Below are 24924 nucleotides of genomic sequence, written 5' to 3'. Positions count from 1 at the left end.
GCAAGTAAATGAACTTGGTATAACAGCCATCCTATCCTCATTTGGAGGCTAAATAGATAACCTCAAGTAGCCTAAAAAGTTCAAAAGTGCTAAATTCCAGCACCTGCTTTTGCTTCGGCACCCATTGGCGAAACATAATCACGGAAAAGAGTAATCTGTTGCTCAAAGGCTAATCCTTGAATTCGGCCAAACAATGCTTTAGCTTCTGAAGGAAGTTGATAATCATCTGGTATAGGAATGATAGTGCCATTTTCCATACCTTGAGATAATCGATACCAAAATAGTAACTTGGTGGTATCACCCAAAGACCCATATTCACGAGAAATTAGGGTATCTACTTTATTAATCAAATCACGTTGAACTTGTAATTGTTGTTCGTGAGATAATTCCTTAACTTGATTAAATAAACCTTCAGCTATTTCTGGGGAAACAGTGCTGGCACCAGGGGCGGCTGGAGTAATTGAACCCCCCATTTCTTTGTAAATGAACCAAAACAAAGCAAGCTGTTGATCAACATCCAACTTTTGCCAAGCTTGAACATGTTCATGAATAGTTGGATCGTTAGTTTGCGTGTATGTCATTATTAATTCCCATTGCAATTCATCAGTATTCTTAACAACGTTATCAAATTTACAATTGCAATTTTACCCTACTGAAGACAGATGTATTGGAATCAGAAAGAAGAACAATTATAAACAAAACATAAATCTGGCGTAGTGTAGTCCTACATTAGAAAGATTATATTTAGATAAAAATTCTCCATCAAAAGCCAAAATAAATAATGCTTGACAAGGGCAAAGTGAATAATTTCGCAGTTGAAATGTGGTAAATTTGAGACATTATAGATAGGTAACTATTTCGGTAGATAGATGTTAGCTTTATAGGGACAGTACTTTTTCAAGCACTGCCCAATTCAGCGACATTAATTAATTTATTAACGGCGACATCCAATTTGTGAATATACAGATATACAGTAGGAATACGTCTTCTACTTTTATTTAGCTTATTCTCGTCGGTCTTGATAATCTTCAGAAGACTTTGGATCTAACTCCCAGCGATCGCCATCACGATCCTCTAAAATATCGTTGGTATGCAGAAACTCGGAGTCATCCATTTCTAGCCCCACTGCTGCTTCTAGCTCCTCAGTTACATTTTGATCGGGATTAGAAGTACTACCACCAACAGCTTTATCCCCAACTGCATCTGCATCTTCCCAATAAGTATCAACATCCCCAGCAGTGAATTCAGGACTAGTTTCTGTGTACTCCTGTCTTTCTGCTGCCGTTGAGCGCCCGCCAACATTGTATCCCGACAAGTCCTTCACACCAGTACCGTAGGATTCGGTAATTTCCTGTGGCAAATCATTGGTTTTAATTTCGTCATGATTATTTTTTTCTGCCATGATACTCGTCCTTTTCTGCATTCTCACAATAACGTTTTCGTGTAACCAAGTTCTCTAACTAGAGAGGTATAGCTTTAGAAATAAAATAATCTATCCCCTTGGAACGAAGCTAAATTAGCGATCACGCCATACCATTAGAAATATGAAATCATGGTCAAGCAATTTGTAGTTGAAGTTTTTAGTGATGAGTTAGGGGTGATCAAACCGAAATTATTCAGTAGCCAACTTCTAACTTAATAACTAAACTAACTATATTTTATCATTGAGTAAAAATAAAATTACTCGCTGTTTAACTGTACCAATCGATGAATATTGTAGCTAGTTAAAAACTAGTAAAAATAAACAGGTAATAACATCTATGACTGACCATAACAATCATTCCAGTAATAAAAAAGTTGCCATCCTCATTGAACAGGCAGTAGAGGATGCAGAATTCACAGTTCCTTATAATGGACTAAAACAAGCAGGAATGGAGGTAGTAGTCCTCGGTTCCCGAATGAATGAAAAATATAAGGGTAAACAGGGCAAACTTAGCGTACAAGCTGATGCTACTACGACAGAAGCGATGGCAGCCGAATTCGACGCGGTAATAATTCCTGGTGGGATGGCTCCCGACAAAATGCGGCGGAACCCTAACACAGTACGCTTTGTCCAAGAGGCTATGCAACAAGGAAAATTGGTAGCTGCGGTTTGCCACGGCCCACAAGTTTTGATTGAAGGTGACTTGCTCAAAGGTAAACAAGTTACTGGCTTTAGCGCTATTGCCAAAGACATAATTAACGCTGGCGCAAATTATTTAGATGAGCCTGTGGTAGTTGACGGGAATTTAATTACATCTCGTGAACCCGGAGACTTGCCAATTTTCACAACAGCTATTTTAAGTCGTTTGGGTTATGGTGGCAAAGATGCTGCATTACCAAATGAGAAAGACATAACTGCTGAATGGTGGAAGCTGGCTGATGCTTGGGGTGGCTCAACTAAAGGTGATATTGCCAAAGGTTTAAATAGTGCCCTTGCTGGTGAACGTTATTCCCTAGAAGCATTTGAGAAGTACTTAGAAAAGGAATCAGATAGCGAAGTAAAATCAGTCTTTCAAGAAATCATTACTAATAAACAGCGCCACATTGGAAAACTGGAAACTTATCTTCAGCTACTGGACGAAAAACCCTCTTTAGGGGCAAATATTGCCAATCAGTATGCCAAAGTAAAAACTGCCTTAACCGGAAGTGATGATATATATCAGTTACGTTCCGCTTTGGGGGATGTGCAAACAGGTATTGGCGATATTGGTAATTTGTCTGCAATGTTCACTGACCCAGTAGCAACTGCTGTTTTCAAAGAAATTTACCATGATTTATTGAAATCTGAACAGCGATTGGTAGAAGTATATCGGGCGCGGATAGGTGTTAAGATTCAGCCTCCTAAGCCGACTACAGGGGCTGCTGTATCAATGTAAGGTTTTTTGAATATAACTGCACAGAGAAATCGGAGTAGCGGCTTTTGCCGCTCTGAACTTCGGTAGGGGCAAACAACACAGAGATAGAAAGAAGAAAGTATTTGCACCTCTGTGCTTAATTTACTTTGATGGAGATATAAAAAAGTGACTTCAACATCAGGCGATAAACTAAGTACAAGTCAGGTTGAAGCTAGTGAAGTAGAGCGTTGGGCATCTCTCATCGGTGGCGGTGCTATGGTGCTGGTGGGTTTAAGACAAGGTTCTTTGCGGGGAGCGTTGACGGCTTTAGCGGGTGGCGGTTTGATGTATCAAGGTGCAACTAAACAAAGCACAATTCAGCAAGCACAAGAAGCAATAGGGATAAACCAACCCATCAAAGTTGAAAAGACGGTAACAATTAATAAATCGGCAGAAGAATTGTATCGCTTTTGGCACAATTTTGAGAATCTGCCCACATTTATGAAGCATCTCAAATCTGTTAAGGTGTACAACGAAAAACGCTCTCACTGGATAGCCAATGCACCCTTGGGTAACAGCGTGGAATGGGATGCAGAAATTCTCGAAGATCGCGAAAATGAATTTATTTCTTGGGCTTCTGTAGAAGGTGCAGACGTCGATAATTCTGGTTTTGTTCGCTTCAAAAAAGCACCAGCTGATCGCGGCACAGAAGTTAAAGTTGTTTTGGAGTATAACCCACCAGGTGGAGCATTGGGAGCTACCGTAGCTAAACTTTTTGGTGAAGAACCAGAACAGCAGATTGGTGATGAGTTGCGCCGCTTCAAGATGCTAATGGAAGCAGGCGAAATTGCCACCACCGAAGGTCAACCAAGTGGACGGAAGTAGTTATTTGGCCAATGATGCCACATGATTAGTGCCTACATGATGGGAGCGGAAAAAGTGATCGCGATTGATCGCTTTCCCGAACGCCTGGAAATGGCGAAAAAGTTTGCCAAAGCAAAGTGATTAACTACGAAGAAGTTAATGCTGGCGACGCGTTGAAAGAGATGACTGGTGGTCGTGGTTGGGAGGTTCTTGGGGTTTTATAAGTAATCAAGCGGACATGATATAAGTGGTTATTTTAAGCGCTCAAGCGATCGCTACGAGCTTATTTTTCGTCAATGTATCTTTGCCACATCTGCTCATAAGCCTTTTCCATTTCGCGGGTAAACTGTTTGCCATTCCACAGTGGTGCTGTTTGCCGCGATGCTTTCAGCTTCAGAGCAACTTGCTGGCGTAAAGCCTCATCTTTCCCTAAGCGCACACCCCATTCTATATACTCTTCATCAGTCCAGGCAATGCCTTCTGTGATACCCGCATTTATCATCATGGTGTAGCTGTTACGCGCTGCAAATTGTTCACCAACTCGTGTCACCAAGGGTATACCCATCCACAATGTTTCTAGAGTTGTTGTCGCTCCGTTGTAGGGAAAAGTATCTAATACAATATCAGCAATCCCTAAATTAGCACGATGAACTGCCTCTGAATTAACTAGTGGTAAAAATCGTAACCGAGAACAATCTACACCTTCTTCTTCGGCAATTTGATAAAAGAAGCCTTTAATTGTTTCCTCCTCAGCAAGTCCTTTAATCAAAAAGTAGCTGTTAGGTACTTGTTTGATAATTTGCATTTGCCACTTTGTCGTTTCTGGATGGCGTTTATATCCTCTTTGGGCGCTGAGATATACAACGGCATCCATAGGGATATCTAAGTCATCGCGGCGGAGAGTTGGTACACCAACTTCAAAACCATCAACTGCTATGTAAGTTTGAGGTAATCGCCAGATTTTCTCTGTATAGTAATTTTGGGCATCATCTGGCAGTACATAAGGGTCTGCGATAAAGTAATCAATTGCAGGTAAGCCTGATGCATCCCATCCCAGCCAAGTAACTTGAATTGGGGCTGGCTTGAGTGCCATCACTTCACAAGTAACATCTAGAGTGATGCTATCAAGGTCAACTAAAATATCAATTTTATCTTGATATATCTGGTCAGCATTTTGTAGGCCATTCATACCTAATTTACAAGCTTTTCCTGGCTGATTTAGATACCAATCTTGGAGATTATCGTTTACTAATTTGTAGTTAATAAAATAAGTATGAATATCAAATTTATCTCGATCATGATGTTGAAATAACCAGCGAGCTAGCCAACCAACAGAATGACTCCTTAAAGCGTAAGATATATAACCAATTTTTAATTTATTCGGATGGTGTGTTAAAGATTGATGATGAATGATTTGATGATCATAGTTTTTTCCTTGTGATTGGCCAAGAGCTTGAATATAATTATTAAAAATCTCAGCTACTTGATTATGAATAGCTCGGAAATCAGCAGGAGCATCTTTAATGTGAGGTATCGCAAAAGATGGCATAAGCAACCGTAATACTCTTGCTTCTTCTATAGGAATTCGTTCAGCTTTAATAAACTGTTGAAACATAATTTCCAATTCTTGACAAGTTGTACATACCTCTTGCCAATATCCTCCTGCTGACATTAGACCCCTTAAGAGTAAATGGAGGGCAAAAATTTTATCAGCCAAGCTTTCTGACAAGGAATAACACAACCTAGCTGTCTCTATGCCCTGAGAATAATTACGAGTGTCTTGATAAAAAGCCGCTAAGTGCCGCAAAACTTCTACATTATTTGGTTCCAATTGTAAATGCAATTCTAGCAGAGATGATGCTAGTAAAGGCTGCCGGCAAGTATGACCAATTTCCATAGCAGCAGGAAGCAGTATAGAGAAGCATTGATGAGGATCAGAGAAATAAGGAAGACAAGCTTCTATTAAATTTAGATTAATTGGATGTAAGGGAACAGTATTTAAAAGTTCTTTTAAAAGTTGGATTAATAATTCGCTATTAATTTCTATATTTTCTTTTGCCTTTAAGCTTTCAATTAATCCCCACTCATTCAAATTCTCAATTTTTTCAAACTTTTCCAATTTGAGAGAAAGTATAAGAATTTGAAGCAAATTATTTATATAACTAGGATTAATTTCCCGCATATGCTGGCGAATTAACCAAGCTAGAGAATATTCCCCTAGTGTTTCACGCCTTTCAGCTTCTATTTGCAAAACTTGAAATAGTTCATTTGTCCAAATTGGTAACTGTTCTTCATCTGCCTCTGTCATTGGCAGCATCCAAGTCATTTGAGCTTCTGCTTCTTGCCCTTGTAATAGCAACAGTAACCCTAAATGCCAATAATAATAAAGAGTATTTGGTTCTATTGCTATTGCTTGTTCATATAACTGTGCTGCTTGCGAATATTTTTCTTGACTGAAGTATTGTTCAGCTTGATTTTGCCAATTATATATATCAGTAATCATTGTAATTCTCTGAGAAGATTTTATGAAAAATATAGTTGTGAACGACTTCATAGACATCTCCGAAAATGACATAGACACAATTCATGAATTGTGCCTACCAAGAATTTCGGCCAACGCATAATTAATTTCTGGAGATGTCTAATAGAAATAAAGTGGATAGAAGCATCTACCCACTTTGGAAACTATCTAGTTGAGAGACAATTTATATACTGTTTGTCCTTGGTTGCTTACTTAGCCAAAGAGATGAAGCTGGCGGGACAAGTAATTGCTCCAGCGACGTTGGTAAATGTAGCGCCACTTGCTGCACCAGTGGTAGACATGGGCAATGCAGCTTCACACAAAATAGCTATGGTAGTAGCATCACTGGTAGCACCTACGTTTGTCACCTCTACACCACCAACATAGGTTTTGAGAGGCGCAGTGCTTACATTTACTGCTGCTTGGTTGGTTACTATAGCATTAGCGCCTGTAGCACCGAGGTTACTTGTGTATTGGTAATTTACGGTTTGTGTTAGAATACCAAGTCCTAAAGCACCAATTGAACTTGTAAATGCAGTATTTTCTAAGTAATAAGCTTGTTGAGCGCGGTTCATTGAACCTGTATAAGTTTTAGCTTCTGACTGCTTGGCTTTGTTAGCTTGGTTCAAGAAAGAAGGCAGTGCGATCGCAGACAAAATACCGATGATGATAATTACTACTAGTAATTCAATGAGTGTAAAACCCTCATCTCCCTTCTTCTTGGCAAGGATGTGTTGGAGGAATTTGGCTTTTAATTCGGTTTTCATAAGTGTTTTCCAGGGGGTAGGAAGCGATTGTGTGTTCTAGATATAACTTACCCAACAGCGATCGCTTTCCTATCACCCTGAAAAATAAAGTTTGGGTAAATGCGGTTACACAATCCAAAATCCTTGCATCTAAAAGCCCCTGGTGTAGGACAGGGGCTAGATTTTCAGTTTAGTTTGTGAGAGTGCCTTATTCAAATTCAGGTGGCCACAGTTCTGATACCGCCAGTTCCCAACCTGGTAGCAACTCCGGTAATATAAGTGTGTCTCCATTTTGCAGCACTACTGGAGCTTGGTTTAATCGATAAACCATCACTGTCAATTTGTCAGGGTCAATAAGTAAGCCGACTACAGACCCAAGTTGCAAGAATAGCTGAATCTTCTCTTCAAGCGGTTTAATTCTGTCGCTTTTAGATTTAATCTCAACCATTAGGTCTGGAACTAACTCTACAAAGTCGCGCTTGGTTTTCTTCAATCGATCAGCGCGAACAAAAGACACATCAGGGGCACGTAGATTTCTTTTTTCCGAGTCGCCATCTTCTATACTCGGTATGATAAAGCCAGCGCTAGAACCAGTTATACGTCCTAGTCTGCGCGACATGACCCAGTTATTCAAGAAGGTAATGAGACGAGCGCCAATTTCCTCTGACTCGTAATCTGATGGTCCCATAACTATGATTTTTCCCTCTACCAGCTCCATCTGCCATTCTGGATGCTCGGTTTGTAGCTGCTCTAAGTCTGTAATCGCAAAGGACATAATACACTAAATAACGCTTTTATATCTATCATACGTACCCAAACCTCCGAAAGCTACAATATATTGTATTAAAATAAAAACCCCTGTATAGTTTGCCATGAGTAGCATCAATGAAAACAGATGTAATTTTTTATGAACTTATCAAGGAACTACCACAGATATTTTTTGAACTTATTGAAAAACCTGATACTAATCCCAATATCTATACATTTATTGCACCTGAAATAAAACAACAATCATTTCGTTTAGACGGGTTATTTTCTACTGTCAAGGGATTTGAAAATGAACCTTTATACTTTGTAGAATTGCAAACCTATAAAGATGAGGAATTTTACGAACGACTTTTTGGGGAAATTTTTGTTTACTTTCGTCAATATAAACCCGCAAACTCAGACTGGTATGCAATTGTTATCTACGATCGCCGCATTCATGAAACCCCACCTCACCCACGCTATCAGGTTTTAGTAGAACAACATCTACGCTGCATTTATCTGAATGAACTTTCTACTAGGGCTGAAGATTCCTTGGGGATAGGAATTGCCAAACTATTTGTAGAACCACCTACAAAAGCTACTTCCTTAGCCCAACAGCTAATCAATCAGGCACGAGAAGACTTTCCCGATGAAAATATTCAAAAGAAAGTGATAGCATTTATCCAAGCCATTATATTTTATAAGTTTCCCAATCTTGCTTTAGAGGAAATTGAAGCCATGCTCGATTTAGATGAATTCGTAAATACTCGATTGTACAAGAGCATCTTGGAAAAAAGTAGATTGAAATTAGCCCCAAAACTTAGTGATAAAGGTATGAGTATTCAAGAAATAGCAGAATTGCTAGAAATAGATGTTGAAGTTATCAGGAAATATCTGCAAGAACAGTCTTAACGGTCAGAAGATGTTTTAAAAGTATTATTGCTAACACCAAAAGCTCAGAAACCTAACCCCCCTAGCCCCCCTTCCCTATGAGGGAATGGGGGTTTCAAAGCCTCTCTCCGCTTCGGGGAGAGGTTTGGAGAGGGGTTTCTTAGCCCGCCTCAGAATGAATTCTGAGTCTAATAGCGAAAGTCGTCTTCAGACGACTGAGACAAGGTTATAGTCCAATACGCTTGGGTTAAGAAGAATAGTAGGTTGGGTTGAGCGTAAGCGTTACCCAACAAAGCCTTGATAATGTTGGGTTTCGTTCCTCAACCCAACCTACGCCTACGCCAGTTTTAGTTTTTAGCCTTAACCCAAGCGTATTGGGTTATAGTCCGTTTTAACGGACTTTAGCTAAAAGCCTGTGAACTTTAGTTCTGGGCGGTTTATGTTTAGAACGAAATAGCCCTGCTTAACGGTTAAGAGGATATTTGACAAATGTTGAGCGCATAATACTGTAGGCTTTTTGCGATCGCTTCCACCATGACGTAGCCAATCACAGTTTATTATGCTATATTAAGCGTAGTCGTTATGAGTTCATATATTGCCATGACTAACCCCACAGTAGAAAACTTAGTAATTATCGGTTCTGGGCCAGCAGGGTACACAGCCGCCATTTATGCCGGACGCGCGAACCTGAAACCCGTTGTATTTGAAGGTTTCCAAGCCGGGGGATTGCCTGGTGGTCAACTAATGACAACAACGGAAGTCGAGAACTTTCCTGGGTTTCCCCAAGGAATTACCGGGCCGGAACTGATGGATCAGATGAAGGCGCAGGCGGAGCGCTGGGGGGCTGAACTATATACTGAAGATGTGATCTCAGTTGATTTGAGTCAGCGTCCCTTTATAGTGCGATCGCAAGAAAGGGAAATTAAAACCAACAGCATTGTCATTGCGACTGGTGCAACAGCAAAGCGTTTGGGTTTACCCAGCGAACATGAATTTTGGAGTCGGGGAATCTCGGCTTGTGCGATTTGCGATGGTGCTACACCAATTTTCCACGGTGCAGAATTGGCTGTGATTGGTGCTGGCGACTCGGCGGCGGAAGAGTCAATTTATCTCACCAAATACGGCTCTAAGGTGAATATGTTGGTACGCACTGATAAGATGCGGGCTTCTAAAGCCATGCAAGACCGGGTTTTGAGCAACCCGAAAATCCAGGTACATTGGAACACAGAGGCTGTAGATATCTTTGGTAATGGTCACATGGAAGGGGTGAAAGTCCGCAATACTAAAACTGGTGAAGAGAGTAAACTGCACGCTAAGGGTTTATTCTACGCCGTTGGTCACAGTCCCAATACGTCTCTATTTAAGGGACAATTAGAACTGGATGAGGTGGGTTACGTTGTCACCAAGCACGGTACTGTAGAAACCAGTGTAGAGGGCGTTTTTGCTGCTGGCGACGTGCAAGATCATGAATTTCGGCAAGCAATTACGGCTGCGGGTACTGGCTGTATGGCGGCGATGTTAGCAGAACGTTGGTTGTCGTTTACTGGCTTAATTCAAGAATTCCATCAACAGGCAGAAACAGCAGATAATGAATTAGAACATCAGCCAGCCAAAAAGACTGAAGCCGAGGAAGAAGCTGGATTTAATTTGAATGGGACGCGCCATCAGGGAGGTTATGCTTTACGGAAGTTGTTCCATGAAAGCGATCGCTTACTCCTTGTTAAATACGTTTCTCCTGGTTGCGGTCCTTGTCATACCCTAAAGCCAATTTTAAATAAAGTGGTGGATGAATTTGACAGCAAAATTCACTTTGTAGAAATTGACATCGACAAAGACCGAGATATTGCTGAAAATGCTGGTGTGACAGGAACACCAACAGTTCAATTGTTCAAAAATAAGGAACTGGTGAAGGAAGTTAAAGGTGTGAAGCAAAAGAGCGAATACCGTCAGTTGATTGAAAGCAGTTTGTGAGAAAGAGTTTCTGCTTTCGCTTGTGCGATCGCCTGTTGATTATCTGTTCTACAAACTTGTTTAAACTTGTTTATAGAAGGCTTCTAAACCTAGTACACAGGCTTTATCATCAAAAAGACGATCATGATTTTGGCTCATTCTTTCCGCAATAGTGCCTCGCCAAGAGGGGTCTAGTCCTAATTTGACAGCAATTTCGATATATTCTGCTTCGTTTTCAGCGATGGTATCTGTCACCCCTAGCATTTTTAGAAAGCTGTCAGAATGACGACCCCGCATAAATTCTCCAGGACAGGTAACAATGGGGAGATTACAAGCGATCGCTTCTAAGGTAGTATTACCACCAGACCAGGTGAAGGTATCTAGATAAACGTCTGAAAGTAAGTTAATCATTAGATAGTCCAGTCGCTCTGCAATGCTGAGAAATACACAGTAATCCTCGCTGTTCAAACCGATAGCAGCAAAAGCACGCTTCAGGCGTGGCTGAAGTAAAGTACCACGCAAAAACACAAATTTAGCTTGCGGAATGCGATGAGCAATTTCTGCAAAAATAAAATCATATTGCGGTAGATACTTGAAAGGAGCTTGGCAGGATAAATAAACGACTGCATCATCTGGTAGCTGAAAATCTGAGCGGGTTTTGATGACTGGCGGAATATATGGTTTAGGGTAAGAAACGCCAATGTTGGGTAAGCGAATTAATTTTTCTGAATAATGCTCTTGGGCATTTTCTGGTTCCATTAACTCGCTAGATAAAAAGTAATCGATTGTGGGTAAGCCAGTTGTTACCGGATGTCCCCAAGCGACACATTGCACAGGCGCAAGCCGCAGACCTGCCATTTGCATAGTTTGGGGATTCATCCCAATTTCGGGGAAAACTAAAATGTGCAGCTTATCAGCAATTATCTGTTCACAGGCTGCTGAGAAATTATGAGGAATATGGTGGAAAACATCACTGTACTGTTGAAACTGTTGGGTAATTGGATCTGGCTCATTTCCTATGTAGTAACAATAGATTTCAAAGCTGGAGCGATCGCAATAACGTAACCACCCAGTTAACCAAAGTGTTCCACTATAAGAATGCAGGTAATGGGAAACGTAACCAATCCGAATTTTGTTATTAGGCTGAAGCTTAGGCATAGATAAAGGAACGACCCATTGTGGATAGTTAGCTGCCATAATTTCATGTACTAGCTTTCCATATTGGCGTTGCAAATCTATATCATTTTGTGCTTGATATGATAGGAAAAAGTTTGTGAGGCGACCTATACCTGCTAAAGCACTATGTTGCTGTTCTATAGTTTGAAGAGATGTTTGCTGAATTAAATCTTGCAATCCTTGAGTATAGCGTTGGCGATAAAAGTGAATTTCCCCTTGATTTTCATATATTGATGGAACTGTTAAATATTTTAGGAGTTGAAAAGTATAATTATCAGGGAAGCATTTAGCCGCATTATCTGCACTTACAATTGCTTCTTGAATACGTCCATTCTGCCGCAAATCGATGATTAATGAAAAATGTAGTCTTTCATCTGTAGAGTAAAGTTTAATTCCTTGTTGGAGAGTACTAAAATATTCATCTAGCAGGTTTAACTGTCTATAGCAATAGCTCAAATTCCAATAAATATCTAGATCATCTGATTTAATTTCTATGAGTTTTTGATATTGTGCGATCGCTTCCTGATATTTACCTTGAAGAAATAAGCTATTTCCTAACTTAAAAAAAAACTGCGCTATACTTACTTCTTTTAAATTTTTTAGAAAATATAAAGGAATTTGCTCTACTTGTTTACTGAGAATTACCGTTTGATTTTCATTTTCTAAACAAACTCTCGCATTGATAAGAGGAAGTAAAGTTTGCCACTGAATTTCAGTCAGATAACCAAGTAAAGAAATTGTTAACTCCTCAGTTATATCTATTTCTTCTTCCATCATTAGATTCATAGCTATAGCCGCTAGAAAAATATCGGCTTCTTCATCGGAAGTATCGCTGGTATCAATTAAAAGTGTAATTTTGCTCTTATCTGGGTGAGTAGCTATACTTTGAATAACGTGTTGTATTTCAACACCTAAATCGTCTTCATTTACTGACCAATCTGGGAAAATGACTATATTTATTTCCTTCAATTTCAAGTCATTTATAAAATTGCTGTTTTGGTGTTTTTCTGAAGCAAAATCTAAATTCAAATATTGAGATAATTTATTTAAGACAGGAATAAGAGAAGTTTTTCCATGAAATCCAAAAGTGTTTTCCCAAGAAAAGTTTTCAATTTCTTCTATGGGTTGCTCGAAACTAAATTTAACAGCTATTTCTAAAGGTGCAAATTTAATATCTTGATCTTTAAACCAGTCATAAAAATAATGGCAGATAATCAAATCTTCTGATAACGAAGATGTTTTTAGGTTATCAAATTCTAACTGTGAAGATACTTCTAGTAATTTTTTACTTCTTAGGGAAAAACCACCATTGCCTACTCTATTTTTAGTTGTGTCAAGTATATCTACAGTTTTACCTTGAGAATTAACTACTGGAGTTTGTTTACGCCAAGGTGCAGCAATATAATCATAATTGAAAAATTCCTCTGACCACAGTTGAGGATTGATAATAAAACCATCTCCTTGTGTAACTAAGCAAAATTCAGTATCTATAAATGAATTAAGCTCTTTGATAACAAATCTGCTATATTCAACTAAACTCCTTATCGGCTGAATTTTAATAATTTCTAATTTGGGGAAAAGTTGCAAATATCTTTGATCAATTTCCTCAGATGTAAAAAATAATACTCTATTGAAGGTTGCGTTTAAATTAGAAATTACTAAACTCAGTAAAGTGAGTTCTATATCTACAGAAGATATGGTTACTAAACTTGTATTTGGGAGATTTATTTTATTTCTATTATTAACTAGTAAATTAAGAGAATTATTCAATAATTCTGTGATATTAATAGCCTGTTCTTTTTTAGGTAAAGTTCCACTATAAAAAGTTTTTTCAGTAAAATTATCTGCTTGGGTATCTCTAATAATAAAAGGAGGATGTTCTACTGGAAACTGCATTTCCTCAATAGCCATATTAGCTAAGATACTATCTGCATCTTTTGTATGAGTTCCTTCTTGTCCAAAGCCAATATTAGAAACTAAATTTATATTTGGTAAAATAGTTAAACCTTGATTGAGCCAACAAGCAAATAACCAAGGATAATCCCAAGTATCAAATCCTTGATACAGACTTTGGAAAGTTGCTGACCAATATCTAAATACTTGCTCATCTTGAAGAATATCAAATAGCCAATTTTCATCTCGAACTTGAGGCCAAACCTCCATAGGATCATCATAATATTGCCATGCTCTTTTCCATGTAGCCCATCCCCAACAATGGTTATAGCGAGAAAAATAATAACTATAATTTCGTCTTTTTTGTCCAAACTGAAGATTTTGTCCAGAAATTAACATGATTCTGGAATTATGACGATACTTTTCTAATAATTCTTCACAAAAGCGAAAGAAGCTAGGGTGAGGAAGACAATCATCTTCTAAAATAATCGCTTCTTCAACTTGAGAAAATACCCAATCTAAACCACTACTAACTCTTTTTCGACAACCTAAATTAACATCAGAGTAATTAGTTAATACTTCACATTCCCAATCAACTTGACTAATAATTGCTCTAGCAGCAGCACACTTTTCTGCTTCACCAGCCTTATCTGTCCTTGATCCATCAGCTACCACTAATAATTGAGGGGGTTTGGCTTGACGAATTTTTTGAAAAACTTGCTCTGTTACATCAGGACGGTTAAAAATGATGAAACAAACGGGAGTTTTTAATTGCCATTCACTCATAAACTTTTATTTATTAAATTGCAATTACAGGACTGGTAATCTGAAAACAGGATCTTCCTAAACAAAAGCGTTTTTCACTAGCTAATCTTCCTTTTGATAACAGTTACGTGAAATTTTTGTTAGGTATCGAATTGATAATTATTTCATTTAATTCTTCTAACCTACAAGAAGAGAATTTCTCCAACTCCATTTGTATAATAAATTCTTCATTCTCATTCTCTAAGATTATCCTAGAGCATAAAACAGGAAGTAAACCTTTATATTCTTCTGGTGAATTTATTCTTACTAAATTTAATTCTGGGAAGTTATCATCATCTATATTTTCATTGGAGCAAAGATTCATTAAGACATCTGCCAAGAAAAATTGTGCGTCTTCTAGATTAATATTTTGGGTGTCAATAATTAAGCTTATTTCAGTACTATTTGGATTATCAATAATAGCTTGGCATAGATTTACCAATTCTTCAAATATTATATCTATAGATTGATTCCAATTTGGAAATATAATTAGATTAATATTTCTTAAATTTAGTTGATAACTCTTATCTTCTGGTTTTATAACTTTTAATACAGCATGAACATGAATAATTTGAAGTGCCGAATGCTTTTCCTCAATGCTAACAATACTAAATTCCCCCTTAAAACCATAATGACTTTGACAACCTGCTAAATAAGGAGGAAATTCTTGGCAATAATACATAAAAGAATTAAGATTCCAAAAACTGACATGGGTAGGATCTTGAAATGCTCCTCTTCCATCTGTTGACGGTACACTAATGTAAACTATTGCATCTGGTTTACAGATTCTCCATATTTCGTTCATAGTATGAATTCTATCTGGCAAATGCTCAATAATATCATGTGCTTTGATGAAGCCAACACTATTATCAGGAAATGGAAAATGACCATTTAAATCAGCAATAACATCAACTTGATCACCAGCAATAACATCAACTCCTATAAAACCTTCTTCTTTATGAGTTCCACATCCTAAATCCACACGAATCACTTTTGATGATGTAGATGAATTAGAATTATTCATAGTGTCAATTTCTTTGTTTTTATTATCAAGCTTTTGTTGATCTAACTTAATTAATTGTTTGTCTTCTTGCTTACTAGCAATTAATAACATACCATTATTCTGAAAACATTTTCTCCCAGGATATAATTGTTCTAATTTGCTTTTTATTTCTAATTCTATAGGGTGTATAAAAACTAGATTAATTTTATCAGTTGTAAAAAAACTTTGATTAATATATGCTAAGTAATCTTCTGTAAATAAGCGATTAATATGAGGTGAATGGTAAATATAATAAACCATTACATTCGCCGTTTCTATGTCAGTAAATTGACATAGATGGCTATACATTTCTGGTGGACTCATTAAGAGATGACCCCAAGGAGTTATGGGAGAGTCACCAAAATGGAATTTTCTTCCTTGTTGATCAACAAGATTAGGTAAATGATGTCCATCATAAGCAGACCAGATGGGCGAAAACATTGAAAATAATTTGCCTCCTGGTTTAAGAGCCAGAAACATTTTATCCAAAGCTAATGGTAATTTATGAATATGCTCAAAAGTCGCAATAGAAAAAATTAAATCGTATTTGTTATAATATTCTTCGGGTAAATCTTCAATATTTTCTAGATAAAAGTTGTATCTGTTTTGTGGTTTTTTATTAAACTTGTAATCAGAAATATTTTTAATATCTTTAATAATTGTGCCTGTGTGAGTTATTCCTCCGGTTTCTTGTAGTGATTTTTCATAATCCGGGGTTTCAATTCCTGTCCATGATTTCACACCGAGATAGTCAAAAACAAAATTAGGAGGTAAACTTCCCCCAACTTCAAGCACATCTTTATTTTCCAATCCCACTAATTCCTGACAGATATGGGCGAAATTTACATGATAACTAAGGTTGAAATTAGATTGGCATTCTTGTATTTGTTCTTGTGTTAGCATTTGTCCCTCCAAATATATTAATTTAAAAAAATTATCAAACTGCTGTAGATTTTCTTTTACTTTGCTCCTTGCCCTACCCTCTTCTTCACATCCTCCAACACAGTCTTATAATCCTGTCTATCAGGATGCAACTTCACCAACTTCTCCATGAGTGCCATCGCACCCTTTATTAATTTTGATTTTTCCCGTTAGGTAGTAAACCATCGAAATAACAAGGGTTTCACACCTAATTATTATCAACAAGCTAAGTCTAATGACAATAGCTGATGAGACAATAGGACTTTGGAATAGGGGTATCGTAAGCGATCGCTCCGCCAAAAAGATAACAGGAAAAGTCAGTTTATTAATTAGGCTTAGGCTGGTTATTTGTCTGAGAATTACTCTTTCCTTCTTGTTTCTTAATCTGCTCTAATACAACTTTGTAATCTTGCCTTTCAGGGTGTAACTTCACCAGCTTCTCCAAAGGTTCCATCGCACCCTTAGCATCCTTCAATTGCAACCGCAGCACAGACAGTTTCTCTAAAGCTATTTGGTTTTCTGGTTCCCGTTGTAAAACCATCTCGTAGCCCCGCGCCTGTTGCTGTAATCCTAATTCAGGATAAGCAGACGCACTTGCTGGCTTAGGTTGGCTAGCCTGTTGGATTGCTGGAATGACTCTAAACACCATAGAACCAAAAAAGAAAAACATCGACACTATGGTGATAATCTTTTGTCGCCGCCCAATCTGCTTTTTATGAGCAATTAGGTATTCTGCCTCCAAACTAGCCATGCCTCACATACTTGCTGTGGTAAATACTTAGATATCAGCAAAGCTCCTATTGTAAGGATGCCCATCTGCTCAACAGAAACTAACATCTTGGCTAAAAATTTTTTACACAAAATTCAAATGCTGACTCTGAAGACGAGAGAACTTTATGATAAGCCCATGCTGTACCGACAATTTTGCCATGCGATCGCTCCTATCGTTCAAAGCAAAATCCTCTCCTGCACCTAAACAGGGCAACCCTCCAAGTCTTATTCTCTAGGCAAAATATTAAAATTATATAAAGATTTGCAATTAATTTGCCGAATGGCAGATGTTTGCGATATTCTGAATAACGTTTAAAGAAACAGAAACAGTAGATATTTCTACTCAATTACAAATTTCCTAGTCAGTCAAAAACTTTCAAACTAACCCGTGTCCTATGGGTTCTTCAATAACCACATATATTTTTCGTGATTCAAACAAATAGAATTTTCCCAGTCGTCCTCATTAGTGCAACTTCCCAAAGGACTAGTTATTCTGCTCGGCGTCCACAATAGATATCTTACAAAAGGTACTGTCGCACTCTACTGGAGAAAGGGTAAAGGTTATGTACAGCTTAACCTCATCCCCATAAAGTACAGCTGTATCTCCCCTCTCCTTAGTAAGGAGAGGTGTTAGGGGTGAGGTTTTAATATCTACTTCATACACCTGGGAACCCCTATAAGAGAAAAACAAGACGGGGAAAAGTTAAAGGGAAAAGGGGAAACGTAAGCATCCCTTAACCCTTCGCCTTCAACCTATGTCTGATTTCTGCAAAAAGTTTCAGGACTGCTTAGTGGAATTAGAGTTTTGTGGTGGTAATTACCGTACAAAACCGAATTTACCAGTAACTTAGTAGAGTTTGTTATGGTATAGTTAGAAAGTTAAGACTAGCTTTACCGAATTACACCACTCTACGACCCGGCAACAATTGCAGAATGGGAAGCAGTTTTGATCAAGTATTTACCAACAAAACCTGAATTCAATCGAGAGTTATGACTCAGCAAGTGATTCACCCAATGGTGAAATTGCAGCGCAACGTGCAATCACTCATAGAATCGAATATTATCAAGCCAAGCGATAGCATCTGGAAAATCGCTTTGCTCTATGGTAATGAATGGCAGCACTGGAAACAGGAACTGCAAGACTTCGGCTTTAGTATGCAAGATCCAGTTAGTGAATTACTAGCTGTAGAAACTTGGGATGAGGAATAGGGAATAATATCATGTCGGTCAGATTACCCATAATAAAAGAACCCCACCCCCAACCCCTCCCCGCAAGCAGGGAGGGGATACAAAGCATAGCTTTGGCGGGGTGGGGTTCTTTGGGTTTAATAAGCAATCAAGCGGACATGATATAAGTCCGTGTGCGACTTTCTCTGAAACCTAACTCCCAACCCCTTACCTACTAGCGTTGCTACGGTGTACACACGAGCCTTTGGTGAGGCTATTTAAGATTTATCGCGCAGCCCCTGAGATACCTCACCCTGGTTTTGCTATGCAAAACCTGTCCCTCTCCTTATTAAGGAGAGGGATGTCCGATAGGACAGGGTAAGGTTTTTGGGTAATTCGATGACTTTTGTGTACACTGTAGACTAGCGTTGGGAAATAAGAATCAAAGCCTCTCTCCTTGTGGAGAGAGGAATGGAAGCGGGGTTCCAAGAAGAAGTTGCACATCGGGTGGAATAGTGATTTTCAATATTCCCCACTCTCTAAACTTTGCAAGCAGCTAAAGCCGCAGCTAGCTCCTTTGCAGTTTGATAGCGATCGCGTGGCAATGGTTCTGTAACGCGATCAATCACATCCCTTAATTGAGAACTAATGGTGGGAACTTTTGCCACATCAAACTTGAAGTTTCGCCCTCGTTGGTGGTAATACTTAAAGGGGTTTTCCCCTGTGAGCAGAAAAATCAGCGTTGGCCCAATTGCATACAAATCAGATTGAGTCAAAGGTTGTCCTCGTTCTTGTTCAGGAGCGCAATAACCTTCTGCACCAATTCGAGTACCGGGCGCTGTGCCAATTTCCTTAACTGCGCCAAAATCTAGCACCACTATGCGATTTACTGAACTTCGCACCATCAAATTGGCGGGTTTAATATCGCGGTGAATTAGTGGAGGGCTTTGGCTATGAAGATAGTCTAAGATATCGCAGGTTTGGATCATCCAAGCGATCGCTTGGCTTGGTGTCACTGGGCCAGTGGTATAGACACGTTTCTCTAAATCTTGTCCGTGGATTAATTCCATTGCCAAGTATTTTTTTCCGTCTTCTACAAAGAAGTCATAATACTTGGGAATTCCAGGATGGTTAAGGGATTTGAGCGTGTACGCCTCCCGCTCAAATAACTCTTGAGCCTTGGCAATTTTCACCATATCAGCATTCATTTGCTTCAACACCAGCAGTTGTGGCATACCCGCAATCAGATCAGCCGCATCCCACGCGAGATAAGTAGTACCCATGCCTCCTTGTCCGAGAATTCGCAATACCTGATAATGGCGAATTTTCTGTTGCACAGAAAGGGGTTGACCGCAGTGGATGCAAAACAGATTATTCGGGGAATTACCTTCGTGCGTGCAAGTGGAGGATGAATTTGCCGGATTTTTTGCTGAGTAAAGGATCTCAGCGGCGTTTGATTCAGTCCCTTGGATTTGTGGCGATCGCAAACCAGTTTCCACTACTGTTACCTCCTGAATTTGGAATTGCAGTATTGGGCCTCCCTGTGCCAATTGCAAAAGGGAATTATCTGGTAACGGACTCTGAATTACAAGGATACCGTTGAGAAAAGTCCCATTTGTACCCTGACTAATCAAATGCCAAGCATCGCCATTGCTAGGGGAACCGACTTGTCTCAGTTCTAGATGATGTCGGGAAACTAAACTATCAGTTAAAACAACCTGATTATCTGCCGCTCGACCAATCCGAATTATCGAGGAGTTCTCAAAGCACCACTGCTGGAGCGGCGTTTTCTGTTGCGGTTCTAACAGAGTCAGACTAACCACAATACAACCTAAAAGCTAAGAGGAACAGGGAGTGGAAATTAGGTATTAACCCAAGTTGCGGGTTATAGGTGAATAGCGATCGCTTTGCGGCATTGATTGCCACCATTTTCTTTAATGGTAATTAGAGTCAGGCTTGTGCCTATATCAAAGACCATAATTTGATGCCAAGAATGTGAGAAAAATGACGATGTTACCACTATTACATAGACTTTCCATCTTAATCAACGATTTATCGAGGAAGACAGGAGGTAGGGGGCAGTTCTTCCAGAGGATAAACTAAACTAACTTGCCTGTACTCTAGAAATGCTGCGATGCCTACGACGGGAAACTACACTAGGGAGCCAAAACTAGAATTCTTGACCCACTTGTGAATCTGATTAAAGACCAAAGATTATAACTTAACAATAATTATTTAATTTTTATTACGACTGTGTGTTATTACCTTACATTTTGTTGCAACTTGTGTGGTGTGCTATCTCCATCATCTGATCAAGCGATCGCTTACCACAAAATATTAAACTAGAAACTAAGATGCTCAGAATAGCCTATGAACGCCGCAACAAGCACTTCACCTTCTACACTCAAATTGAAAATTGACTTGACTGATGAGCAATTTTTTCAGATGTGTCAGAAAAACCGCGATTATCGATTTGAGCGTACAGCATCAGGGGAATTATTAATTATACCACCTACAGGTAGTGATACTGGCAACCGTAACTTTGATATCGTTGTTGAATTAGGAATCTGGAATAAGCAGACTAAATTAGGCAAAGGTTTTGACTCTTCATCTGGTTTCACCCTACCCAATGGTGCAGAACGTTCTCCTGATGTTTCTTGGGTGAAAATTGAGCGGTGGAATGCTTTAACCCCAGAACAACAAGAAAAATTTGCCCCGATTTGTCCTGATTTTGTAGTAGAGTTGCGTTCTCGTACTGATTCCTTGAAAGAATTGCAAGAGAAAATGCAGGAATATATCGAAAATGGCGCTCAATTAGGCTGGTTAATTGACCGCAAAAACAAGCGAGTAGAAATTTATCGTCCAGGTAAAAATGTAGAGATATTAGACAATCCTACTAGTTTATCAGGAGAAAATGTCCTACCTGGATTTGTGCTAGATTTACGGCAGATTATGTAGCTTTATCGAATAGAAGTTATTCATTCGAGCGATCGCAGAGTAGCGAATTCTATTCGTCCAATACTTCATCCTGTCTCACGATCCCTCTCCAATATATCGGAGAGGGATTGAGGGTGAGGTAAGCCAGGGACATAAATTGGATGTTATTTAATTCTTATTCCTAATTAAGTAAAGGCAAATATTGGCGAATTAACCCAATTGTCACTGCTGGCAATTCCAACTGCGGTGTTAACCCCACATCTTCCAACTGTTGAAAAAATCGGATCGCCTGGGGATTAATTTCGGCAAGGCGGCGACCAATTGAAGGTCCTGTAAATTCCGACCTTTGTCCCCAAATAATGGCGGTGGGAGTTGTTAGTTGTTGAATATAAAGAGATAAATCAAAGCACAAATCACCGCGTACAAAAGACAGCGCTGCATACTCAGCATTAGGCTGTTGGGCGGATTGTAAATAAGCATCAACAATTTCTTGGTAGACTCGATTAGACTGGGCAAATTGCCGTTGCTCTAGGAAACTGCGAATACCCCCACTCGTAGCAATTCCAGTGCTGTAAAGTAAACGGTCAACAATGGGAACGCTGACTACCTGGGCAAAAAAACTACGGGAATAGTCTTCGCCAAAATCGGAAAGTCCGGCGGGGGTAGTCAGAATTAAAGACTTGAATAAATCAGGATGATTTGCTGCGACTCGAATTGTAAATGCTGCGGTTAAAGAAGAAGCGATCGCTGTTACAGGACCCGTACAAGTCTGCTCGAAAAACTCCCGAATCGTGGTCAAATAATCCTCAATATTATAACTCCGCGCCGGATGCTCAGACCTACCCCAACCGAGCAAATCTGGCGCAATGACCCGATATTCAGCCGCAAAAGCCGGATAAACTTTCGACCACTCATAAGCAGAAGATCCGCCACCAAAGCCGTGCAGGAATACCAAAGTTTCCCGATCATCCTTGGCAGTTACATTGTCCAGCCAAGGTGCCCCAGCAGCAGTATAGTATGCCATTCTACCTAGTGAGGTATTTATGGAGCGTTGTTCAAATCCTAGTGGTTGAAACATAAGTATTTTTTGTTGACTGTAGTAATTAGTTGGCGCAAGTGACAAAAGCAAACCTGGGGATGCAAAGAGAAGTCTTAGCGTCGGCTTGCGGCTCTAGCGCAGCGTTACCGAGTCCGCGAGCGTCTGACTTTGCGACACAGAGAGAGTATTTGATAATTTCTCCGTGTCACCGCGTCTTCTTTAGTTATCCCAGAATACCTACCTATTTAGTTCAAACTCCCCACTCATTGTTATTATCGGCGAACCAATCACTTTAGGACTTCTTACTACCGCTAGATTAAGTAGATATAAAATTACTAGATTACTTGTAAAGATTTGGTGATTATTTTTTGATAATAAAAAATAATTTAACGTTGTAATTACTGTTTTATAAGGGTTTTCCGTGGTAGGGAGTATCACCAAAGCCGGAATTGAACATAAGTTTTTATGGTAGTCTATCAAAAAACTCATAAATAATTTTGAGCGTCAATAATAATTAAAACGCTCATTTTAATAAACTATTAATTCTACTTTTATATGTAGAATTAATAGCTTTTAATGTATAACTAATCTGATTAGTCTCTAAGTAATGGTAAGGACGAATGTCATGGTAAAGCAGGCTACTCTTCAATCAAATAAACTACCAACGATTGAAGACGCTAAATTTGCGCTTGACAACTTTGATATCCAAAATGAAATTACAGCTTCAGCTTGGCGGGGTCAGGTCGAACCAGCTATTGACGCTGCCAGAGTGACTGTACCTACTTGTATTTGTTTAGACTTAGAAGACTTAAAGTGTTTTGAAACAGTAGAGCGCCAGTATGAACGCTGGGGAGTAATTTTTCACAATTCTCTAGCAATACAGCCATCAAATCCAGCATTTCCAACCTATTTAGGGCTAACAGTCTTAATGGGGGCGCCTAAAAGCGGATTTTTAGAAGCTACTTTCTTGCGTCCGGTCAACTCGGTTAGCGCCTTTGTCACTAGTTCGCAACGGCTAGTGCTTTCCGCTTACGATCGCGATCGGCAATTGCTCGGTCAAACTGCACTACCAAGCGCTAATCTTGCCAATTCAGACTCGGCAATTTCCCCCAATACCTTATTATCTATAACTGTGAATAACATCTACAGCCTTACCTTCTGTGCCTTTGATGGTCAATTCACCCTTGATCACTTTCGTTTTTGTCTTTAAAAAGCCTTTATGCCTCACCAACTTGCTCCCGCACTCTGATCAGAGTACATAGAGGAAACGAACTCTTTTTCTGGTAGAATTGTGCATCTTGACCATCAATGCCGTAAGGGGTATCTTGTGGTTTGGGTCTTCACCTACAATAGGTAATTTTGTAATCAAGTAGGTAAACACTGTGGCACAGGCTTCGTCTTATTGGCAGCAATTGATCAACCAGATCCCCAAATGGAACTGGCGGCTGACAAAATTCAAGGCAAAGGGAGCCACAAAGCAGCAAACATTTAAGCGCTTCTCTGGACCTGGGGGCTTTCTTGGGTTCTTGACAATCGTCGTTGCCATGTTGTTGTGGAACTGGATACTGCTATTGGCTCTCTTAATCGGCGTTGGGATAATGGTATTGGTTTACTCAATGCAGGAGTGGGACTGGCAATTGCACTGGTCTAAGATACGTAAGTTCTTAAACAGTTCAAATCGTCGGTTAGCCTTAGCAGTTGTCAGTGGTGGTTTAGCTACTGTCAGCACTTACATGGCAGTTGCAATTTGGGTTGACTCTTACAGTCCCTGGATTGGAGCTGGTGCTATTGTGCAAGGTCTGGGAACCCTGTTAACTTTAATTTTATTGGTATGGCAAATTGTCAACTTCTATGAAAATCGAGAAGAAGACCACCTCGATCAGTTGTTGGTCAATTTAACAGAAAAAGATCCATTGAAGCGGTTGATTGCCCTACGTCAACTAACTAAATTTATCAGCCATAAGCGAGTTGATTCTTCAGTGCAGCAAGATGTTGTCGAATGCTTGCAACTGCTAGTCAGTGGAGAGGAGGAAGTTGTAATCCGAGAGGCAGCTTTTAAGAGTTTACAAGCTTGCGATCGCCTACAACTGCTACCACCCAAAACAGCAGCAACTTTCGTACCCGTATCGACAAAAGTCAAGCACCACGTTTATTAATTACGGCTCAAAAGCAGTATGAAAGAGAGTTTCAGGTCAAGTCATACTGCTATGCTGCTTGAATTTTGTCAGTCAACCAGGCAAGATATGTGTAAATAAATGTGGTTATTCAATATATAGTATGCCAAACTATAGCAATCCGATTTGATTCCTGAATTTACTTGCGTGGTAGGGAACAGGGAACAGGACAGAAAGGATTCCTATATTAGTTAAACATCAAAATCCAAATTTTATATCATGTCCGCATAATTAGTTGTGATTCCCACAGTCATTGCACCCCACCCGCCAGATGCTCCACTTGGGGAGACCCCTCTGAGCGCTGGCTCCCCTTAATCCCCTCCCCGCTCTTCGGGAGGGGAGACAAAGCATAGCTTTGGCTCTTTGGGGTTCTTAGAGGGTGTTTGAAAAGTCGGACAGATTGTAAAAAAGCTCTCTCGGTATACGCTGTGAATAGATAGTAGACAGCACCGAGAGAGCAACATG

At 39.4% G+C, this 24924-nt stretch carries 18 protein-coding genes and 1 pseudogene; 9 read left to right on the top strand and 10 right to left on the bottom strand.

Annotated elements, in window-relative coordinates:
• Positions 1-89: 89 nt before the first annotated feature.
• Both V7K31_RS19820 and V7K31_RS19815 read right to left on the bottom strand, forming a co-directional pair.
• Positions 90-581 (bottom strand): orange carotenoid protein N-terminal domain-containing protein, encoded by a 492-nt coding sequence (locus V7K31_RS19820; protein ID WP_335096324.1) that lies wholly within the window; start codon positions 579-581, stop codon positions 90-92.
• A 422-nt stretch (positions 582-1003) separates the two neighbouring features.
• Entirely contained in the window at positions 1004-1402 is a 399-nt protein-coding gene (locus V7K31_RS19815; RefSeq protein WP_335096322.1) for a DUF6335 family protein, read from the bottom strand.
• 358 nt (positions 1403-1760) lie between these two features.
• Here V7K31_RS19815 and V7K31_RS19810 point away from each other — a divergent pair, with 358 nt between their 5' ends.
• The 3 genes and pseudogenes from V7K31_RS19810 to V7K31_RS19800 form a co-directional block, all read left to right on the top strand.
• Complete coding sequence (locus V7K31_RS19810; RefSeq protein WP_335096320.1) at positions 1761-2858, top strand: DJ-1/PfpI/YhbO family deglycase/protease; 1098 nt, start codon at positions 1761-1763, stop codon at positions 2856-2858.
• A 144-nt stretch (positions 2859-3002) separates the two neighbouring features.
• Complete coding sequence (locus V7K31_RS19805; protein WP_335096318.1) at positions 3003-3701, top strand: SRPBCC family protein; 699 nt, start codon at positions 3003-3005, stop codon at positions 3699-3701.
• A gap of 21 nt (positions 3702-3722) precedes the next feature.
• Positions 3723-3880 (top strand): annotated as a pseudogene (locus V7K31_RS19800) (zinc-binding dehydrogenase); the annotation flags it as partial.
• A gap of 83 nt (positions 3881-3963) precedes the next feature.
• Here the strand turns inward: V7K31_RS19800 and V7K31_RS19795 are convergent.
• The 3 genes from V7K31_RS19795 to V7K31_RS19785 form a co-directional block, all read right to left on the bottom strand.
• Positions 3964-6183, bottom strand: coding sequence for an O-linked N-acetylglucosamine transferase, SPINDLY family protein (locus tag V7K31_RS19795; protein ID WP_335096317.1), 2220 nt, complete (start codon positions 6181-6183; stop codon positions 3964-3966).
• A gap of 227 nt (positions 6184-6410) precedes the next feature.
• The gene (locus V7K31_RS19790; RefSeq protein WP_335096316.1) at positions 6411-6968 is read right to left on the bottom strand and encodes a type IV pilin-like G/H family protein; all 558 of its coding nucleotides are present in this window, start codon (positions 6966-6968) and stop codon (positions 6411-6413) included.
• A 187-nt stretch (positions 6969-7155) separates the two neighbouring features.
• Positions 7156-7722, bottom strand: a complete 567-nt coding sequence (locus V7K31_RS19785) for a Uma2 family endonuclease (RefSeq protein ID WP_334826816.1) — start codon at positions 7720-7722, stop codon at positions 7156-7158.
• A gap of 110 nt (positions 7723-7832) precedes the next feature.
• Between V7K31_RS19785 and V7K31_RS19780 the strand changes: the two genes are divergently transcribed.
• Together V7K31_RS19780 and trxB are read left to right on the top strand one after the other, a co-directional pair.
• On the top strand, positions 7833-8606 hold the full coding sequence (locus V7K31_RS19780; RefSeq protein ID WP_335096314.1) for an Rpn family recombination-promoting nuclease/putative transposase: 774 nt from the start codon (positions 7833-7835) through the stop codon (positions 8604-8606).
• A gap of 579 nt (positions 8607-9185) precedes the next feature.
• On the top strand, positions 9186-10556 hold the full coding sequence (trxB, locus tag V7K31_RS19775; protein ID WP_335096630.1) for a thioredoxin-disulfide reductase: 1371 nt from the start codon (positions 9186-9188) through the stop codon (positions 10554-10556).
• A 60-nt stretch (positions 10557-10616) separates the two neighbouring features.
• On the opposite strand, the gene V7K31_RS19770 is transcribed toward trxB, so the two are convergent.
• The 3 genes from V7K31_RS19770 to V7K31_RS19755 form a co-directional block, all read right to left on the bottom strand.
• Entirely contained in the window at positions 10617-14390 is a 3774-nt protein-coding gene (locus tag V7K31_RS19770) for a DUF5672 family protein (protein ID WP_335096312.1), read from the bottom strand.
• Between the two features lie 103 nt (positions 14391-14493).
• Positions 14494-16353 (bottom strand): methyltransferase domain-containing protein, encoded by a 1860-nt coding sequence (locus V7K31_RS19765; protein ID WP_335096310.1) that lies wholly within the window; start codon positions 16351-16353, stop codon positions 14494-14496.
• Positions 16354-16696: 343 nt separating this feature from the next.
• Positions 16697-17122, bottom strand: a complete 426-nt coding sequence (locus V7K31_RS19755; RefSeq protein WP_335096309.1) for a tetratricopeptide repeat protein — start codon at positions 17120-17122, stop codon at positions 16697-16699.
• A 1010-nt stretch (positions 17123-18132) separates the two neighbouring features.
• Here V7K31_RS19755 and V7K31_RS19750 point away from each other — a divergent pair.
• Positions 18133-18351, top strand: coding sequence for a DUF4327 family protein (locus V7K31_RS19750; protein ID WP_094347581.1), 219 nt, complete (start codon positions 18133-18135; stop codon positions 18349-18351).
• Between the two features lie 497 nt (positions 18352-18848).
• On the opposite strand, the gene V7K31_RS19745 is transcribed toward V7K31_RS19750, so the two are convergent.
• The gene (locus V7K31_RS19745) at positions 18849-20132 is read right to left on the bottom strand and encodes a protein kinase domain-containing protein (RefSeq protein WP_335096307.1); all 1284 of its coding nucleotides are present in this window, start codon (positions 20130-20132) and stop codon (positions 18849-18851) included.
• A 547-nt stretch (positions 20133-20679) separates the two neighbouring features.
• Here V7K31_RS19745 and V7K31_RS19740 point away from each other — a divergent pair.
• The gene (locus V7K31_RS19740; RefSeq protein WP_335096305.1) at positions 20680-21267 is read left to right on the top strand and encodes a Uma2 family endonuclease; all 588 of its coding nucleotides are present in this window, start codon (positions 20680-20682) and stop codon (positions 21265-21267) included.
• Between the two features lie 160 nt (positions 21268-21427).
• Here the strand turns inward: V7K31_RS19740 and V7K31_RS19735 are convergent, their stop codons facing one another.
• Positions 21428-22324, bottom strand: a complete 897-nt coding sequence (locus V7K31_RS19735) for an alpha/beta fold hydrolase (protein ID WP_335096303.1) — start codon at positions 22322-22324, stop codon at positions 21428-21430.
• Positions 22325-22910: 586 nt separating this feature from the next.
• On the opposite strand from V7K31_RS19735, the gene V7K31_RS19730 reads away from it, so the two are divergent.
• Positions 22911-23495 carry a hypothetical protein gene (locus V7K31_RS19730; RefSeq protein WP_335096301.1) on the top strand — a complete coding sequence of 195 codons (585 nt, stop codon included), beginning with the start codon at positions 22911-22913 and terminating at the stop codon, positions 23493-23495.
• A gap of 172 nt (positions 23496-23667) precedes the next feature.
• Positions 23668-24441 (top strand): armadillo-type fold-containing protein, encoded by a 774-nt coding sequence (locus V7K31_RS19725; protein ID WP_335096299.1) that lies wholly within the window; start codon positions 23668-23670, stop codon positions 24439-24441.
• Positions 24442-24924: the final 483 nt, after the last annotated feature.

It is taken from the genome of Nostoc sp., from assembly GCF_036917675.1.
In the GTDB taxonomy this organism is placed as follows: Bacteria; Cyanobacteriota; Cyanobacteriia; order Cyanobacteriales; family Nostocaceae; genus Nostoc.
Note: the sequence above shows the minus strand (reverse complement) of the source record. Positions and strands in the feature narration are given on the sequence as shown.

What these genes read in the sequence shown, in the direction of transcription:
- V7K31_RS19780 (WP_335096314.1), top strand. Translation starts at nt 7,833, where the DNA reads ATGAAAACAGATGTAATTTTTTATGAACTTATCAAGGAACTACCACAG.
- V7K31_RS19795 (WP_335096317.1), bottom strand. Translation starts at nt 6,183, where the DNA reads ATGATTACTGATATATATAATTGGCAAAATCAAGCTGAACAATACTTC.
- V7K31_RS19810 (WP_335096320.1), top strand. Translation starts at nt 1,761, where the DNA reads ATGACTGACCATAACAATCATTCCAGTAATAAAAAAGTTGCCATCCTC.
- V7K31_RS19740 (WP_335096305.1), top strand. Translation starts at nt 20,680, where the DNA reads ATGAACGCCGCAACAAGCACTTCACCTTCTACACTCAAATTGAAAATT.
- trxB (WP_335096630.1), top strand. Translation starts at nt 9,186, where the DNA reads ATGACTAACCCCACAGTAGAAAACTTAGTAATTATCGGTTCTGGGCCA.
- V7K31_RS19815 (WP_335096322.1), bottom strand. Translation starts at nt 1,402, where the DNA reads ATGGCAGAAAAAAATAATCATGACGAAATTAAAACCAATGATTTGCCA.
- V7K31_RS19770 (WP_335096312.1), bottom strand. Translation starts at nt 14,390, where the DNA reads ATGAGTGAATGGCAATTAAAAACTCCCGTTTGTTTCATCATTTTTAAC.
- V7K31_RS19735 (WP_335096303.1), bottom strand. Translation starts at nt 22,324, where the DNA reads ATGTTTCAACCACTAGGATTTGAACAACGCTCCATAAATACCTCACTA.
- V7K31_RS19820 (WP_335096324.1), bottom strand. Translation starts at nt 581, where the DNA reads ATGACATACACGCAAACTAACGATCCAACTATTCATGAACATGTTCAA.
- V7K31_RS19785 (WP_334826816.1), bottom strand. Translation starts at nt 7,722, where the DNA reads ATGTCCTTTGCGATTACAGACTTAGAGCAGCTACAAACCGAGCATCCA.
- V7K31_RS19765 (WP_335096310.1), bottom strand. Translation starts at nt 16,353, where the DNA reads ATGCTAACACAAGAACAAATACAAGAATGCCAATCTAATTTCAACCTT.
- V7K31_RS19750 (WP_094347581.1), top strand. Translation starts at nt 18,133, where the DNA reads ATGACTCAGCAAGTGATTCACCCAATGGTGAAATTGCAGCGCAACGTG.
- V7K31_RS19730 (WP_335096301.1), top strand. Translation starts at nt 22,911, where the DNA reads ATGGTAAAGCAGGCTACTCTTCAATCAAATAAACTACCAACGATTGAA.
- V7K31_RS19755 (WP_335096309.1), bottom strand. Translation starts at nt 17,122, where the DNA reads ATGGCTAGTTTGGAGGCAGAATACCTAATTGCTCATAAAAAGCAGATT.
- V7K31_RS19790 (WP_335096316.1), bottom strand. Translation starts at nt 6,968, where the DNA reads ATGAAAACCGAATTAAAAGCCAAATTCCTCCAACACATCCTTGCCAAG.